At 44.5% G+C, this 17996-nt stretch carries 14 protein-coding genes and 2 tRNA genes; 15 read left to right on the top strand and 1 reads right to left on the bottom strand.

The features are described from left to right. The first annotated feature begins 238 nt into the window (after positions 1–238). From LRC_RS00155 to LRC_RS11725, 6 genes are all read left to right on the top strand, one after another. Positions 239–1531 carry an NCS2 family permease gene (locus tag LRC_RS00155; protein ID WP_014072651.1) on the top strand — a complete coding sequence of 431 codons (1293 nt, stop codon included), beginning with the start codon at positions 239–241 and terminating at the stop codon, positions 1529–1531. Between the two features lie 203 nt (positions 1532–1734). Continuing rightward, complete coding sequence (locus tag LRC_RS00160) at positions 1735–2034, top strand: hypothetical protein (protein WP_014072652.1); 300 nt, start codon at positions 1735–1737, stop codon at positions 2032–2034. Positions 2035–2255: 221 nt separating this feature from the next. Then, entirely contained in the window at positions 2256–3554 is a 1299-nt protein-coding gene (locus LRC_RS00165; protein WP_014072653.1) for an adenylosuccinate synthase, read from the top strand. Between the two features lie 703 nt (positions 3555–4257). Then, a complete protein-coding gene (gene pflB, locus LRC_RS00170) occupies positions 4258–6522 on the top strand; it encodes a formate C-acetyltransferase (RefSeq protein ID WP_014072654.1) in 2265 nt (754 codons plus the stop codon). Between the two features lie 34 nt (positions 6523–6556). Then, a complete protein-coding gene (pflA, locus tag LRC_RS00175) occupies positions 6557–7381 on the top strand; it encodes a pyruvate formate-lyase-activating protein (protein WP_014072655.1) in 825 nt (274 codons plus the stop codon). A gap of 246 nt (positions 7382–7627) precedes the next feature. Beyond that, positions 7628–7753, top strand: coding sequence for a hypothetical protein (locus LRC_RS11725; RefSeq protein ID WP_003695850.1), 126 nt, complete (start codon positions 7628–7630; stop codon positions 7751–7753). Positions 7754–7810: 57 nt separating this feature from the next. On the opposite strand, the gene LRC_RS00180 is transcribed toward LRC_RS11725, so the two are convergent. Beyond that, a complete protein-coding gene (locus tag LRC_RS00180) occupies positions 7811–8305 on the bottom strand; it encodes an acyl-CoA thioesterase (RefSeq protein ID WP_014072656.1) in 495 nt (164 codons plus the stop codon). Positions 8306–8920: 615 nt separating this feature from the next. On the opposite strand from LRC_RS00180, the gene LRC_RS00185 reads away from it, so the two are divergent. The 9 genes from LRC_RS00185 (at position 8921) to LRC_RS00225 (ending at position 17994) form a co-directional block, all read left to right on the top strand. Then, a complete protein-coding gene (locus LRC_RS00185) occupies positions 8921–10156 on the top strand; it encodes a NupC/NupG family nucleoside CNT transporter (protein WP_014072657.1) in 1236 nt (411 codons plus the stop codon). A gap of 897 nt (positions 10157–11053) precedes the next feature. Continuing rightward, positions 11054–11893 carry a pyridoxamine kinase gene (locus LRC_RS00190; RefSeq protein ID WP_014072659.1) on the top strand — a complete coding sequence of 280 codons (840 nt, stop codon included), beginning with the start codon at positions 11054–11056 and terminating at the stop codon, positions 11891–11893. A 13-nt stretch (positions 11894–11906) separates the two neighbouring features. Next, positions 11907–12464, top strand: coding sequence for an ECF transporter S component (locus tag LRC_RS00195; protein WP_014072660.1), 558 nt, complete (start codon positions 11907–11909; stop codon positions 12462–12464). 123 nt (positions 12465–12587) lie between these two features. After that, positions 12588–12660, top strand: a tRNA-Lys gene (locus LRC_RS00200). A 106-nt stretch (positions 12661–12766) separates the two neighbouring features. Further along, positions 12767–12839: transfer RNA gene (locus LRC_RS00205), tRNA-Lys, on the top strand. 344 nt (positions 12840–13183) lie between these two features. Then, positions 13184–13891, top strand: a complete 708-nt coding sequence (yycF, locus tag LRC_RS00210) for a response regulator YycF (RefSeq protein WP_014072661.1) — start codon at positions 13184–13186, stop codon at positions 13889–13891. Between the two features lie 86 nt (positions 13892–13977). Beyond that, on the top strand, positions 13978–15858 hold the full coding sequence (gene walK, locus LRC_RS00215; RefSeq protein ID WP_014072662.1) for a cell wall metabolism sensor histidine kinase WalK: 1881 nt from the start codon (positions 13978–13980) through the stop codon (positions 15856–15858). Continuing rightward, positions 15848–17188: a YycH family regulatory protein gene (locus tag LRC_RS00220; RefSeq protein WP_014072663.1), complete on the top strand. Its 1341-nt coding sequence runs from the start codon at positions 15848–15850 to the stop codon at positions 17186–17188. Before walK ends, LRC_RS00220 begins: the two co-directional genes overlap by 11 nt. After that, on the top strand, positions 17185–17994 hold the full coding sequence (locus LRC_RS00225; RefSeq protein WP_014072664.1) for a two-component system regulatory protein YycI: 810 nt from the start codon (positions 17185–17187) through the stop codon (positions 17992–17994). Before LRC_RS00220 ends, LRC_RS00225 begins: the two co-directional genes overlap by 4 nt. Positions 17995–17996 lie beyond the last annotated feature (2 nt).

Consider the following 17996-nt stretch of genomic DNA (forward strand, 5'->3'; position numbering starts at 1 on the left):
ACTGGCATTCCGCCTAAAATTAAATGAAAAATAATAAAATTTTATAAATATAGAACGTTGACATATTAAGGATGGAAGGGCTTAAAAATTTCCTTGCTGCAAAACGCGAACATTTAATGGTTGCAATTTGTAAATGTTAGGATATACTTGATTAGTAATTATTAAAATAGAGGTGTTACTATTGAGCATTGAAAATTCTTCTTCTGAGAAACTCAATTGGGTTGAAAAGCAGTTTCACATGAAAGAATTAGGGACAAACGTCAAGAAGGAAACTTTGGCAGGAATTACGACATTTGTTTCCATGGCATATATTTTATTTGTCAATCCCAGCGTCTTGGGTGAATCAGGAATGGACAAGGGAGCCGTTTTCACGGCAACGGCCTTGTCTGCGATTCTCGGGTGTCTGTTGATGGCATTTTTGGCCAATTACCCGATTGCAATCGCTCCTGGACTTGGTGATAATGCATTCTTTACCTATTCAGTCGTTTTGGCGATGGGAATCAAGTGGCAGACTGCGCTTGCAGGCGTTGTCGTGGCTTCGATTATTTTTACGATTCTGACATTTTTTAAAATTCGTGAGATTGTAATCAATGCGATTCCGCATAATCTCAAACTGGCAATGGCTGCGGGCATCGGGATGTTCATTGCTTTCATTGGCCTGCAAGGCGGTGGTCTCGTTGTCGCAAGCAAATCTTCGCTTGTTCAGCTTGGCTCATTGACCGTTCCAACGACTTGGCTGACGATTTTTGGATTGTTCGTGACAGCATTGCTGATGTCAAGAAAAGTTCCGGGATCAATTTTTATCGGCATCGTTGCAACTGCGATTTTGGGACTCGTGACGGGATTGATCAGTGCACCGTCTCGGATCGTATCGTCCATTCCGAGCATGAAACCGACGTTTGCGGTCGGTATCAAATATTTGGGCGACGTCAATACTCCGCAGATGTGGGCGGTCGTTTTGGTTTTTCTGTTGGTGGCATTCTTCGATACGGCCGGAACGCTGATCGGACTTGCCCAACAGGCGGGATTAATGAAAAACGACAAAATGCCACGAATCGGTCAGGCTTTGATGGCAGATTCCGTCTCAATGCTTGCCGGTTCAGTCATGGGAACGACGCCAACGGCCGCTTATGTTGAATCCTCAGCCGGAATTGCCGTTGGAGGACGTACGGGCTTTACTGCATTGGTTGTTGCTGTTTTGTTTGGCTTTGGCATGTTCTTCTCACCGCTTTTGTCAGTCGTAACGACGCAAGTCACTGCACCGGCATTGATTATCGTCGGTGCTTTGATGGCGCAGTCGCTTAAGGAAATCGAATGGGACAAGTTTGAAATTGCCTTGCCGGCATTTTTGACGGTTATTGCAATGCCTTTGACATATAACATTTCATATGGCTTTGCTTTTGCATTCTTAATCTATCCGATTACGATGATTGCTGCCGGCCGCAAGAAGGAGCTTAATCCAGTCGTGATTGCTCTGTTCTTTGTTTTCGTCGTCATGCTTTACGTGTTGAACGTTTTGCCGTCCAAGTAATCAAAAAATGATTCGTCTCTCTGCCTGCTTTTGTAAGGCAGAGTTTTTTTAATGCAGCTGGTTTTGATCACAAAAAATTGTGGTTACACTTTTGGAAGCGCAAGTAATCATTCGGGAAGATTATTTCCCGGGAAATATTTTTAATTATCGAACCGAAAGAGTATACTCAAGTTGTAAAAAGATTTCAGAAAGAAGGCATGTCAATGAAATCACGCAAGGAAATAGCTGAATTAGCCAATGAATATATCGATGAATTTGATGTGGCATATGTACCGAAAAATGAACGGATTGAACGAATCATTGCTTACGGAAAGAAGAGTTTGGAAGAAAGACAGATTGCGCCGCAAACCATTATGGACAAATGTGTGCGGGCAATTTACGAAGTCGTTTTGAAGCAAAAAATCACCGTGGGCGATGAGGCATCGTGCATTTTAAAGAAAATGGAAAAATTGTCGCGCGAAAGATCGATTTTGCCGTTTCGTCGCTATGATCCATGGAATTGAAAAACCGTACAAATCAAAAAATGCTGCCGTCAGAGACCGGAAGTTTCTGTTAATGTTCGGTATAGAAAGATATTGCCATTAATTTGTTTTATAATCTTCGCACTTTGCTTGAAAAATAGCTTTTTACTTGTTACAATTATCAAGGTTGACAAACGGCAGAATTACGTGTCGTTTGTGTTGCAGCAAACACAGAGCTAAGGAAACATGAGGTGGATATATATATGTCATCAGTTGTAGTTGTAGGTAGCCAATGGGGCGATGAAGGCAAAGGTAAGATTACTGATTTCTTGAGCCGGAATGCTGAAGTTATTGCACGTTATCAAGGTGGAGACAACGCTGGTCACACAATTGCGTTCAATGGCAAAACATATAAGCTGCGTTTGATCCCATCAGGCATTTTCTATTCTGAAAAAATTTGCGTTATCGGCAACGGGGTCGTTTTGAATCCTAAATCATTGGTTGAAGAATTGCGCTATTTGCATGAAAACGGCGTAACTACTGACAACTTGCGCGTTTCAGACCGCGCTCATGTTATCTTGCCATACCACATTATTCTTGACGGATTGCAGGAAAAGTCGAAGAAAGACAACAAAATCGGAACGACGAACAAGGGCATCGGACCTTGCTACATGGATAAGGCGGGACGTGTCGGAATTCGCGTTGCTGATCTTTTGGATAAGGAAACGTTTTCTGAAAAATTGAAACGCAACGTTGAAGAAAAGAATCGTTTGTTTGAAAAGATGTATGATTATGATGGGGAACCGTTGAAGTTTGAAGACATCTTTGAAGAATATTTTGAATACGGTCAGGAAATCAAGAAGTACGTTACGGACACGTCGGTTGTTTTGAACGATGCGCTTGATGAAGGAAAAAGAGTCTTGTTTGAAGGTGCTCAAGGCAACATGCTTGATATCGATCAAGGAACATATCCGTTCGTTACTTCTTCCAATCCTGTTGCAGGCGGCGTTACGATCGGATCAGGCGTTGGTCCTGCCAAGATCAATAAAGTTGTCGGTGCATGCAAGGCTTATACCTCCCGTGTCGGTGATGGTCCCTTCCCAACGGAACTTAAGAATGAAACGGGCGACTTCATTCGTGAAGCCGGTCATGAATACGGCACGGTCACGAAGCGTCCACGGAGAATCGGATGGTTTGATTCGGTCGTTATGCGTCATTCAAAGCGTGTTTCAGGTTTGACCAACCTTTGTTTGAACTGCGTTGACGTTTTGACGGGGCTTGATGAAATCAAGATTTGTACCGCATATGAATTGAATGGTGAAAAGATTTATCATTATCCTGCAAGTTTGAAAGAACTTGAAGCTTGCAAGCCGATTTATGAAACGATGCCAGGGTGGAAGGAAGATATCACTAAGTGCAAGACTTTGGAAGATCTTCCTGAAAATGCCCGCAATTATATCCATCGGATCCAAGATCTTGTCGGCGTCAAAGTTTCAACGTTCTCAGTCGGACCTGACCGCGACCAGACAAACGTCTTGGAAAACGTTTGGGCACAAATTTAGGCACGTTTTTTTTGTGACGAACCTTGAGGTATGACTGAAAAATACGTCTGATTCATACATCGCGTTCGGAAATTTCTTAAAGGATTCGTTTCGACAAAAGATGACTTTGGCTTTAGACGATACTGATTAATAAAAATTATCAGGAAAAAATATTCATCAAACTACAAGCTCGAATGATTTGCAATTAGCTGCGGATCTCATCCGGGCTTTTTGTATACGGCAACCAAAAGGAGTCGAGGGATTGTCGTTTACGGGCAAATCTTAAAAACTGGCATTTTTTCCGTAATCGAGGACTGGCTCTTACGGTCAAATTAAAAAATGCATTTTTACCGTAAGCCCAACGTGACGCGCATCCTTGACAGCAGCCACAGGCTTCTGTATTTTATAAAATGCAGAGAAAAAAAGCGGATGCAAACAGTTTTTAAATTTTTTATTATATTAATTATAGATGCTAGCTTATTATATTCGAATATAGTAATATATTCTCACAAATTCTTTCCCATAAAACTAAAATGTGACAATAATTAAATATTGTTGAAACTTTGTGAAATTTAAGACAAAGTACTTGTATTTATCGGATAATTTTTATATCATATACTGTGAAAGCGATAACAACGCTTTGATATAGCGGTTGTGAGCGCTGGAACGTTATAACGTTGTTTTAATATAGTCAAATGATTTAACAATCTAGGGAGGAATTAAGATGCTTCAGATGGATAATGTTAAAGAAGCTGTGACAACAGCCTGGGATGGCTTCAAAGGCGGAGAATGGCAAGACGAAATCGATGTGCGCGATTTTATTCAACAAAACTTCACTCCTTATGACGGTGATTCTTCATTCTTGGAAGGACCTACCGAAGCAACGACGAAACTCAACGATAAGCTCGTTGATCTGAAACTCAAGGAACGTGCTGCTGGCGGCGTTTTGGATGCTGACACGAAAGTTGTTTCGACAATCACGTCGCACGGACCGGGCTACCTTGACAAGGATCTTGAGAAAATTGTCGGTCTTCAGACTGACAAGCCGCTCAAGAAAGCATTGATGCCATATGGCGGGATTCGCATGGCTAAGGAAGCTTTGGAAGCTTATGGTTTTGAAATCGATCCTGAAACGGAAAGAATCTTCACTGATCTTCATAAGACGCACAATCAAGGTGTGTTCGACGTTTATACGGACGAAATCAAGAGCGCGCGCCACAACAAGATTATTACGGGACTTCCGGATGCATACGGACGCGGACGCATCGTTGCTGATTTTCCGCGCATTGCGCTTTACGGAATCGATCGTTTGATTGCCGCAAAGAAGGAAGATTTCAAAAATTACGGCGACGGCGAAATGACTGACGAAGTTATCCGCGTACGTGAAGAAATTTCCGATCAGATTCGTGCCTTGAAAGACATGAAGACGATGGCCGCAGAATACGGCTATGACATTTCATATCCGGCAACGACGGCCAAGGAAGCCATCCAATGGCTTTACTTCGGATACTTGGCAGCCATCAAGCAGCAAAACGGGGCTGCCATGTCAATCGGACGCATTGACTCGTTCATTGACATTTACGTTGAACGTGACCTTGAACGTGGCATTTTGACAGAAAAAGAAGCTCAGGAATTGATTGATCAATTTACGATGAAACTGCGTATGGTTTCGTTTATCCGTACGCCTGAGTACAATTCTCTGTTCTCTGGCAACCCTATCTGGGCAACGCTTTCGTTGGCCGGCATGGGCATGGACGGACGTCATCATGTAACGAAGACGTCGTATCGTTTCTTGAATACCTTGCACAACATGGGTGCTGCGCCTGAACCGAACATCACGGTTTTGTGGTCGGCAAACCTTCCTGAGTCGTTCAAGGAATATGCTGCGAGCGTATCTTCAAAGAGTTCGACGATTCAATACGAAAACGACGATTTGATGATGAAGACGTGGGGAACGGACTACTACGGCATTGCCTGCTGCGTTTCCGCTCAGCCGATTGCCGATGGCGTACAGTTCTTTGGTGCTCGCGCAAACCTTGCCAAGACAGTGCTTTATGCGATCAACGGCGGCGTCGACGAATTGACGAAACTCCAGTGCGGACCTGCATATGCTCCGATTACTTCCGAGTATATTGACTATGATGAATTCATGAAGAAATTCGACGATATGCTTGAATGGGTTGCAGACATCTATGTCAATGCGCTGAATGCCATCCATTATATGCACGACAAGTACTACTACGAATCTGCTCAGCTGGCATTGAAAAATACAGTGCTGAACCGGACGTTTGCAACCGGTATTTCAGGCCTGTCGGTTGCCGCTGACTCCATTTCCGCAATCAAGTATGGTCACGTCAAAGCAATTCGTGACGAAGACGGCGTTGCAATCGACTTCAAAGCAGACAACGACTTCCCTCGCTACGGCAACAATGATGATCGTGCCGATGAAATTGCCGTATGGCTCGTAAAACAGCTCTATACGAAGATGAACAAGCATCATCTCTATCGCGGAGCAAAGCTTTCAACATCCGTTTTGACGATTACTTCAAACGTCGTTTATGGCAAGAATACAGGGACAACGCCAAACGGCCGTCAAAAGGGAAAGCCGTTCTCACCAGGTGCCAACCCGGCATACGGTGCAGAACAAAACGGCGCATTGGCATCGCTTCTTTCGGTAGCCAAGATTCCTTACAAGTATGCAACGGATGGCATCTCGAATACGTTTGCCGTTACGCCGTCAACATTGGGCCATGATGAAGAAACATGCGATAAGACTTTAGTAAACATGATCAACGGATATATGAAGAATAACGGTCATCATCTGAACATCAACGTCTTTAACCGTGATACGCTGCTTGATGCGCAAAAGCATCCTGAAAAGTATCCGACTCTGACGATTCGTGTTTCCGGATACTGCGTATACTTTGCCGACTTGACCAAAGAACAGCAGGATGACGTAATTTCCAGAACGTTCCACGATCATATGTAACACTGTATTTTATAATTGAAGGTGGCATGAGACTATGACGACAAATCCGTATTTAAAACCGGTACCGACCAATGAAAAGGGTGAAATATTAGGGTACGTTCATTCGATTGAAACGTTCGGTGCCGTTGATGGGCCCGGAATCCGCTTCGTAGTCTTTATGCAAGGCTGCAATATGCGGTGCAAGTTCTGTCACAACCCTGATACTTGGAAAAAGAACGTCGGGACGACAATGACTGCTGATGAGGTTTTGAAAAAGGCGCTTCCTTATCGGGAATTTTGGGGAGAGCAAGGAGGAATCACGCTTTCTGGGGGCGAGATTTTGCTGCAGCCCGAATTTGCTCTTGACCTGTTTACGAAATGCAAGGAACTTGGTATCAGCACCTGTCTTGACACGTGCGGGCAGCCGTTCACCAGACGAAAGCCTTGGTTTGATACGTTCAACAAGCTGTTGGACGTGACTGATATTTTGCTCGTCGACATCAAGCATATCGATTCAGATAAGCACAAGCTGCTGACCGGTTTTCCAAACGAAAATATTCTCGATCTTTGCGAGTATTTGTCTGAAATCGGCAAGCCGGTCTGGATCAGACACGTTTTGATTCCTACACAGACCGATTTTGACGAAGATCTTGAAAAGCTCGGAGATTATATCAAAACGCATTTGAGAAACGTCATGAAGGTCGAGGTTCTTCCTTACCATACGATGGGCGTGCACAAATACCACGAAATGGGTATTCCTTATCGTTTGGAAGGAGTCGAGCCGCCGACTCAGGATCGTGTTGAAAATGCAGAGAGGCTTCTCCATACTAAGGATTACGAAGGCTATCTTACTTGGAAACCAGGGATGAAGACTGATTGATGATCTGCCACACCGAAAAGTTTCGGTGTGGTTTTGTTTTTTGCATATTTTGCAGTGAAAAATTTTTTTGAGGAAGGTCAAAGGCGCATGGGGTAAAGATTATGTCAAATATGCAAAAAAATCATTTGAAATTTTGCCTTTTCTTTTTGAGAGAACCGCGCTAAAATGTAAAAGTGATATAAAAAGAGAAACATAAGTTCGCCATGAGGAAATGGACACATTCATTGATATCAGGGGGTATATTTTATGACGATTTCAGCAAAGACATCGACTGAAGAATTGATTAAACAAGTTATGGAAGAACATACTTGCAGTTACGAAGAAGCTATCCGCTTGTTGATGAAGGTGGCCCAGAATCGAGATAATGACTGACTCTCGATAAAAAGCAGCTTTGAGACGTATTTAAGGCGCCTCAGAGCTGCTTTTTCTTTAGTATGGAAGATCAATCGACAATTGCTGATTGAAGCTTAAACGATCATTTAAAGCGGCCTTTTTGCGTTTTCTGCGCTGCTCATATCCTTTGCAAAGCATTTTTTCCTCGTTGCTTTCAGGGATGATCGGTTCTGGTTCGACACTTTTGTCCAGGATGACGAAAGTGAAAAAAGCCGTCATTCCCAAAAATCTTTCGCCCGTTAAAAGATGCTCGCCGACGACTTTTGCGAAGACCTCGATCGAATGCGTGCCAACGCCCGTTACGTAGCTTTCGACGCAAAAGGAATCATGCAAGGTGAAAGGTGCAATAAAATTCACGTCGTCGATTGCAGCGGTGACGGTCTGCGTTCGCGCCAGTCTGGCTGCCGAAGTTGATGCCGTTCCGTCCAAAATTTCCAAAATTCGTCCACCATACACGGTTTCGTGCTCGTTGATGTCTTCGGAAATGACGCGATGGTTCGTAATTGCCAGCGTTTCTTTGCATTTTGCCATTCATATCCCTCTTTTCCTGCGTAATGTCATTGTAGCACAAAAAAAGGAGCCGGAATCAAGTTCCGGCTCCTTACGACGAGCCCTCAGTCAGCCTTTCATTACCACATAAGTTCTTTCACGACGTTCTTTTACATTATCGGTAATCCGCCAACCTGTCTCGTTCGATTAAGGTATAATTGAAAGGCGTTTTGATCCTGCTTAATTAACCTTCAAGCCATATCCATCCTTGCTGTATCGGATACGGTCATTTCACTATTGGGCAACGATGCTTTTATCGTTTCAAGCTCGCTGCAAGCGCTGTTTCGTTCAGTCGCGCTGCAGAATCTCTAAACCCTTTCTACAATTCTGATTATAGCACTTTTTGATCAAAATGCAAGCGCTTACCATTAGAATTGAAAACTTTTTAACTTTTCCTTATTGTTCGCAGATTGACTAAGGATAAATTCTGTTTTATCAATAATTTTCGTTATTCGTGATGTTTAGCATTCGATCACAAACTAAATTATTCTAAATATAGGCAAGAAACGCACGTTTATCAACGCTCTGCATTTTACAAAAAGGGACGCGTTCCGATATAATATCGAAAGTTTTACAGTCCAGAGAGGAGAAAAAATTTTGTATTTAGCAATCAACATCATCGGATTAATCGTATTTCTCGCAATCGGATGGTTGTTTTCAAAAGATCGCAAAGCCATCAACTGGCGCGCAATTTTGACAATGACGGCTTTAAACCTTGTCATGGCATGGTTTTTGACCAGTTTTCCGATCGGTCTCACAATCGTCAAAGGAGCCGCGGCAGGCTTTGATGCACTTGTTCAAGTTTCGTATCAGGGAATCGCGTTTGCAATTCCGAGCATGGTCAACGTGAAGTCGATGGACTTTTTCGTCAGCGTGCTGCTGCCGATTTTAATGATCGTGCCGCTGTTTGACATTTTGACTTATATTGGTGTTCTCCCGTGGATTATCAAGTGGATCGGACGCGGTCTTTCATTTATTACGCGTCAACCTAAATTTGAATCGTTTTTCGCAGTTGAAATGATGTTTCTCGGCAATACGGAGGCGTTGGCCGTCTCATCGCTGCAGCTTAAGCAGATGAGCGCAAAACGCGATTTGACGCTTGCCATGATGTCCATGAGCTGCGTAACGGCCTCCATTATCGGTGCTTATACGCAAATGATGCCCGGACAATATATTTTAACGGCAATCCCTGTCAACGTGATCAACGCATTGGTCGTAACTTCAATGTTAAATCCAGTGCAGGTTTCGCAAGAAGAAGACTTTATTGCCAAAATCGGCGGATTGGCCTCCGTTGCTGAAGGGACGGTTGAAGCCGACGGCAAGAAGGAACCTTTCTTCTCGTTTCTTGGCGACTCGATTCTGTCTGCCGGCCGTCTCGTTTTGATCATCGCTGCCAACGTTATTGCGTTCGTTGCCTTGGCTGCGCTTGTCGACAAGCTTTTGGGCCTGATTCATCCATGGGTTTCCCTGGAACATCTGCTCGGGATCATCATGTTCCCGTTTGCTTGGCTTATGGGTCTCAACCCTTCGGATGCGTTCCAATTTGCCCAATACATGGGTGAAAAGCTCGTGACGAACGAATTCGTCGTTATGGGCAAAGTTACCGGCAAGATCGCAACGACAGCCTTTTCCGAACACTACCGCGCCGTGCTTACGGTCTTCGTGACGTCGTTTGCCAACTTCTCAACTGTCGGCATGATCATTGGCTGCTTCAAGAGCATTGTTGATCGTGAGAAAAACGACTTGGTTTCCAAAAACGTTCCTTATTTGCTGTTGTCAGGCATTTTGGTTTCGTTGCTTTCGGCAGCAACGGTGGGACTGTTTGCTTGGTAGGAACAAGGTGTGAAGACCAGCCGCTCAACAAGGCGGTAGATAAGAAGGGGCGCGAGTAATCAGCGCAAGCGCAGTCATGACGCGGCACGAACTTATCATGAGCCTTGTTGTTGGTCTGAACCCGATTAACAAGGTGTGGAAGCGAACGGTCATGACCCCGTACGCAAATGAATAATGATTAAAATTCGTGCCAGTGATTGAAGTGCCCTATAATTGTTAGACAAAGTAGTCTAATGATTGTGGGGCATTTCTTCTTATTCTGGGCGGTGCACCGAGATTTCACTCAAATTTTACGGATGGAGATTTTGTTCTACTTTCGAGGCCGCGCGGGACGAATTTGGAGTCGGTGGTAGACAAAAATGAGGCGTTTCTCCCGTTTTTTGTCTACTTTCGGAGCCGCATGCCCCGAATTTGGAGAGTCCGGTAGACAAAAATGAGGCATTCACCCCGTTTTTTGTCTACTTTCGGAGCCGCACGCCCCGAATTTGGAGAGTCCGGTAGACAAAAATGAGGCGTTTCTCCCGTTTTTTGTCTACTTTCGGAGCCGCATGCCCCGAATTTGGAGTGTCCGGTAGACAAAAATCAGACATTTCCCCCGTTTTTTGTCTACTTTCGGTTTCGCACGCCCCGTTTTCGACGAATCAGGAACCGCTCGCTGCTTTCCGCCCTGGATTTTTCCGCATGACAAATACCGCTTCAAAGGCATGAAGCAAACATTTTGTGGCACTGGACGGTTCTTTGGCAAATACAGCGTTTACAAGCATCTTATTGCCAAAAAAAGCAAATCACGACTAAAAAATAATCGGTTATCATGTTATAATATTGACAAGCTCTTAACTCCTGAGCCTTTTAATTTTTGTGAAATGCGGCTGCAAAAGTCAGAAAGGAACGTAGGCAATGCAATCCAATGTTTTGATCAGTCAGGACTTGTCTTGTGCAGGTCAAGTCTCGCTTGGCTGTGCTTTACCCTTGCTTGGCGCGCTGAACTTGGCTCCGACCGTTTTGCCCACCGCTTTGTTGTCAACACATACGGGCGGTTTCGGGGAGAACACGTATCTGGATTTGTCAAAAGAAATGGTCAGCATTCTCCAGCATTGGAAAACATTGAGTTTGAAGTTTTCTGCAATCTATCTGGGATATTTGGGAGAGAAACCTTTGGACGTTCTGCAGGAAAATTTGGCGGATGTAAGCACGACTGAAACGATGCTTTTAATCGATCCCGTGATGGGGGATCATGGAAGGCTTTATCGTGGGTTCGATCAAGAATATGTTGAGAAGATGAGATGCTTGATTTCAAAGGCTGATATTGCGACACCTAATTATACTGAGGCAAAACTCTTGTTGGGCGAGCCTTTGACTACTTCTCCAGTTGCAACAGATGATGCTTTTGAAACGGCTGAAAAGGTGCAAAGAAGATTCAATCTGAGAAACATCGTTTTGACGGGGATTGATTCAGGCAATGGCCTGATTTCAATCGTCGGCTGCGAACAAGACGGCGGAACCTGGATGGTCAGTCGTTCGAAACAGCCTGGGAACTATTTCGGAACTGGCGATCTCTTTGCATCGGTTCTTTTTTCAAGTCTCTTGTACGAAAAAGATTTGAGGTCTGCTGGAACGATTGCGATGGACTTCGTGTCTGAAGCAATCGTAAAGACCAAAGAGCCCCACGACCCTCGGTTTGGTGCTGATTATGGTGCCGCGATTCCGCAATTATTGAAAAAATTGGAGATCGTTTGAGGGGGAAATAGAAATGAGAGAACAGAAAAATTCTTTGCGAGCAGTCATTCTGACAGGTCTGTTTGCCGCAATCATCTATATTGGCATTTGGGTTTTGCGCATACCGGTCCCTGCGATGGTCGGTAAGCCGTTTATCCATTTCGGCAATACGTTGACTGCGGTCGCAATCCTTTTTTTGGGATTTCGAAACGGGATGCTTGCCGGGATAATCGGTCTTGGCGGATTTGACATCTTGAACGGATATGCATCCACCAGTTGGCTGACGATGCTTGAAGTCGTAGTTGTCGCCTTGATAATTTCCGGACTTTTCAGGGCTTTCAAATATAATGACAGTAAAAAGAATATCATAATTCTTGCAATTGCGGCGGGCGTGACCAAGATCTTCACGTCTTACGGAACTTCGATCGTTGAGGCGCTGATGGCAGGAACTGCAATAAAGACAGCGCTGGTTGCATCCTTCTTCAGTTTGCCCGCAACGGTGATCAATTCATGTTCCACCGCAATCTGTACCCCCATTCTGTATTTCTTCGTAAAAACGATTTTTGCTTCGGTTCAGAAGCAAGGCAGATAAAAACAACTAAATTATTTGAAGATATTGCGGTTTCGTGTGTGTGAATCGCAATATTTTTTTAAAAAAGACTTGCAACGAACAGGATTATTCGATATAATAATATTCGTTGCTTAGGTAACATATGGGTGGTTAGCTCAGCTGGCAGAGCAACGGACTCTTAATCCGTGGGTCCAGGGTTCGATCCCCTGACCACCCATTGTCGGTGTTTTGAAACCGGCATTCGATGGAAGTCGAAAAAGGGCTTGCATCTTATCCAGATAACTGGTATCATATCTTATGTTGATTGTAAGTCAACGCAATATGGGTGGTTAGCTCAGCTGGCAGAGCAACGGACTCTTAATCCGTGGGTCCAGGGTTCGATCCCCTGACCACCCATCAGAGATTTGGGAAAGACATCGGAAGTTCCGATGTCTTTTTTTTTGTACTCACTGAAAAATGCAGAGCCGCAAATGAAAACCGGTGCAAAAATACGGGCAGATTTCAAAAAGCGTCGTTTCCCCGCCTCATTGCATCAAATGCCTTGATTTAACGGAAAAATAAAGATGACGTTTCGAATTTCGTTCGTCCTCGCGTCAAAAAACAGAGCACTTTTGCTCAGTTCACAACAGCTGAATTTAAATGTTATAATGGTGTTGTATGGATTATTAACGATAAGAGACGGAAATTTGTCATCAGAACGTCTTTTGATTGGAAATACTGAATTTTAAAGAGGAATCAACATGAAGAAAATTTTAGTAGTAGATGATGAAAAGCCGATTTCAGACATCATCAAGTTCAACCTGACCAAGGAAGGCTATGACGTGCATACGGCTTATGACGGTGAAGAAGCGCTGAAACAAGTTGAAGAGGTTTCTCCCGATCTGATTATTTTGGATCTGATGCTGCCGAAAATTGACGGTTTGGAAGTGGCACGCGAGGTGCGCAAGACGCATGACATGCCGATTATCATGGTCACGGCCAAAGATGCCGAAATCGACAAGGTTTTAGGCCTTGAAATGGGTGCCGACGATTACGTGACGAAGCCGTTTTCGAACCGTGAGCTGGTTGCGCGCGTCAAGGCCAATCTGAGACGTCAGGCAGCGGTTGCAAACGCAACGCCGGAAGAAGAGAAGTCGTCTGACATCGAAATCGGCAGTTTGACGATTCATCCGGAAGCCTATGTCGTTTCAAAGAACGGCGAAAAAATCGAGCTGACGCACCGCGAGTTCGAGCTTTTGTACTATCTGGCCAAGCATATCGGCCAGGTCATGACGCGTGAGCACTTGCTTCAGACTGTTTGGGGATATGATTATTTCGGCGACGTGCGCACGGTTGACGTGACCGTCAGACGTTTGCGCGAAAAGATCGAGGACAACCCGAGTCGCCCGACATTGTTGGTGACGCGCCGCGGAGTCGGTTATTATCTGCGCAGTCCGGAAGCCGAATGATTGATTTTTGAAAAATGCACTGCCGAAACCGAATTCGGTGAGTAAATCCGAGCTTGAAATCGGCATGACGATAACAAAGGAAAAAGATGGAAAAACAAACGAATAAAAAGCTTCACTTTTTCCAATCCATTCACTTCAAGATAGCCCTCGTGTTTGCATTGTTGCTATTGATAACATTTCAAATCGTCGGGGCTGTTTTTGTACAGAGATTGAAAAGTGAAAATATCAAATCATTCAAACAACGAGTGGAATTATCCACTTATGTCGATAATTCGCTGATCAAGCAGCTGACGTCGACGAATACGACAAAAGCCAACAAGAGCATCAATACGATTTTGGAAGACATCAACAACGAAAATATTTCGACGATTCAAGTGATTGATTCCAAAGGAACGATTCGCGGCGAAAACGACGTTAACGGACGCTCGGTCGTCGGACAGAAAACAACTAACACAAACATCAAGCGCGTTCTTTATTCAGGAAGAACGTTTACGACGATGACGTATGACAAAAGCAGCAATCGGCGTTCATACGTGTCGATTACGCCCTTGTTTAGCGCAAGCGGAAATACCAATACGGTCGTCGGGGCAGTGTATCTCAGAGCAAATCTCGAAAGCGTCTATGATTCGGTCAACAGCGTCACGCTGATTTTTGCGACGGCTTCCTTGATTGCAACGGCAATCGGGATGGCGCTTGCGATTACCGTCTCAAGCGCGATTACGCGCCCGATCGATGAAATGAAAAAGCAGACGATGCAGATTGCCGACGGCGATTACTCAGGCAAGGTTCATGTTTACGGGACTGACGAGTTGGGACAATTGGCACAGGCGGTCAACAATCTGTCTGTCAGAGTTGAAGAAGCACAAGAGTCTTCTGATTCAGAAAGGCGCAGACTTGATTCGGTCTTGTCGCACATGTCGGACGGGGTCATTGCAACGGATCGGCGCGGAAACATCAGCATTATCAATGATATGGCCTGCGAATATCTGGACGTTGAGTCAAAAGACGTAATCGGAACCTCGATTTTGGACGTTCTCAAAATTCGTGAGATGCAAACGATGCGAGAATTGATCGAAAATCAGGACGGAATCATCGTCGACATGTCTGATGCAGGACATGATCAGATTTTAAATGCCTACTTTTCAACGATTCAACGCGAAACGGGCTTTATTTCGGGATTGGTCTGCGTGCTTCATGACGTGACCGAACAGCAGAAAATCGATCGTGAAAGGCGTCAGTTCGTTTCAAACGTTTCGCATGAATTGCGCACGCCGCTCACGAGCATGAGAAGCTACATCGAAGCTCTCAATGACGGTGCTTGGAAGGATCCGGAAGTCGCCCCTGCATTTCTCAAGGTTACGCAGGACGAGACCGATCGCATGATTCGCATGATCAATGATTTGTTGAGTTTGTCGCGCATGGACTCAGGAACCGTCAAGCTTGATTTTGAGCTGGTCAATCTGAACGAGCTGTTCAACTATATTTTGAATCGATTTGACATGATGCTTAAAAAAGACAACAACGACACTCGTGAAACCAAGAGCAAGAATTACACGATCAAGCGTGATTTCACGAAACGCGATCTGTGGGTTGAAATCGACACCGACAAGTTCATTCAGGTGGTCGACAACATTATGAACAATGCGATCAAATATTCCCCTGATGGCGGCGTAATCACGTGTCGTCTGTTGGAAACGCACAATCACGTGATTTTGAGCATTACGGACCAGGGCTTGGGAATTCCGCGAAAAGACCTTGGACATATTTTTGACCGTTTCTTCCGCGTTGACAAGGCGCGTTCAAGAGCTCAGGGTGGAACTGGACTTGGACTTGCAATCTCTAAGGAAGTAATCGAGATGCATCATGGCAAGATCTGGGTCGACAGTATCGAAGGCAAGGGATCGACATTTTATATTTCCTTGCCATATGAAGAATACGAAGGAGATGACTTGTGGGATGAAGAATAAGAAAAGAAACTGGTCATGGCTCCTTCCGGTTGCGCTGATTATTGCGGTTTTGATCAGCATCATTTTCACTGTGCTGATTTGGGTGACTCCTTCGAACTTCCAGGTCTTTGGAGCAAAAAGTGTTCCGGCAGCGGGCAACGTCGATAAAAACGTGGCTGGAAAACAAAGCATCGCCGACGTTTATCTGCCCGTGAGTCTGACTTACTACGAAAATGATACGAGATATCAGCTGTCGAGTACGAAGATCGATGTGATCGACCTTGCAAGACGCCGGGGCAAAAACGTCAGAATCAAAAAAATTACCAAAAAAACGTTCAGGAGTCAAGAAGAGTACCTCAAATTTCTGAACATGAACGATTCGTATTCGCTGAACTACTCGGCACCCGTGACGCTCGGCTTGTTCAAGAACCATATGAAGTCGATGACGAAATCAGATGCGAATTATGCATTTTCAAGAATTTTGGTGCCTTTGAATCGCCACGGCGTCATTTATTTCATGGACGACCACAGTCTGAACGTCTATACTGCCCACGTTCAGGCAATCGGAAAAATGTCGTCTCTGATAACGCGGCGCGACATCAAGATGGTTCGTGTCGAATATCGGTTGTTCAACGGGCATATCACGAAGTATTTCTTACAACCGATCGAAGTTCCGAAGAGCAGCTATTTGATCAATCGTGAAAATACAGGGCTGTTCGTCACCAGATTGATCGGATCAAACGAAAATTCGGCCGTAACGACTCGGGAGCAGAAGAAACAAACAATCTACACTGATGATGCCGGGCAGCGAATGGTCATCAAAAATCATAACGGCTACGTTTCTTACACGAACTATGCAAAAGAAATTGCCGAAGCAAGACATCGCAGCCTTTATGACAGTCTGACCTTGTCGTTTGACCGGCTGAAACTTTTGGACGTTGCGCTTGATGACGTGCGCTACTCGGAATTTGACTTTCAAAGCAAAAATGCCACATATCGCAGCTATATCAACGGTTTTCCGATTATTTCAGCAGATGAGTATGGCTCTTATCAGGTTCAGATCACGGACAGCGGAAATCAACATCTGGTTTTCTCGCTTTATACCTTGCAAGTGCCGGTTCCGGCCGATTCAAACGCAGTTCAGCTGCCGAATACGGATGACGTCATGGAGAGCTTGAAGCAAAGCGGAATCGACATGCAAAAAATCAATAACGTTCAGATCGGATACCGCGAATCCAAGAATGAATCAAGCGCGCTCGTCATTGATTTGACACCGACTTATTTTGTCAAATACAACAACGTTTGGATCGATTACAGGGATCTGGTTCACAATGAGGAGGGTTCACGATGAATTTTAAACGAATTGAATGGATCTTCCTGGTGGCATTTATCGTGCTTGACTTTTTCTTGCTGACGACTTACTTTCATCAAGATTCAATCGTTGAGTCGACAACGAATACCAGTACTCAGGACTCGACAGCATCTTTGATGAAGAGTTTGAAAAACGATCAGATCAGTCACGGAAAATTGTCTGACAAGAGTCAAAGCGGATACTATCTGGCAGCGCCAAAGGACGGTTTTCTGCGTGAAAAGGCGACTCAGTTGCACTATGTGACTTGGTCTTATTCAAATCATAAGCTGACCGCTTCGTTTATCACGGGAATCAAGCTCAATCTGACGAATCCGCAAAATTCGCTTGATTCTGTCGTCAAGGATTCGGCTGAAATACCGATGGGCAAGCATTATTCTTTTAACGGCAATCTTTCGACCAAAAATACGATCGTCTATACGCAGGAACTTTACGGCAAACCCGTCTATTCAAGCGAAGGACAAATCAGGTTTACGGTCAAAGATGGCTATGTTACGGGCTATACGCAAACGTATATCCATGCGGCCGATATTTTGCGCGAAAAGAAAGATACAATCAGTCAAAAACGTGCCTTGATGTGGCTTTATCAATACAACAAGCTGTCGCAAAATTCGACCGTCGAGTGGTGCAAATTGGGTTATACCAGGCTGCTTGACGTCAACAACAGCGTAGTTTACATTCCGACGTGGAATTTTTGCATCAGCTCCAAATCTTCAGGGACGGTTCAATACCGGCGGATCAATGCGTTTACCGGTGCAGTCATGGATGAAACAATCAGTGTTAAGTAGGG

Origin of the sequence: Ligilactobacillus ruminis ATCC 27782, from assembly GCF_000224985.1 — a bacterium.
Classification (GTDB): Bacteria; Bacillota; Bacilli; order Lactobacillales; family Lactobacillaceae; genus Ligilactobacillus; species Ligilactobacillus ruminis.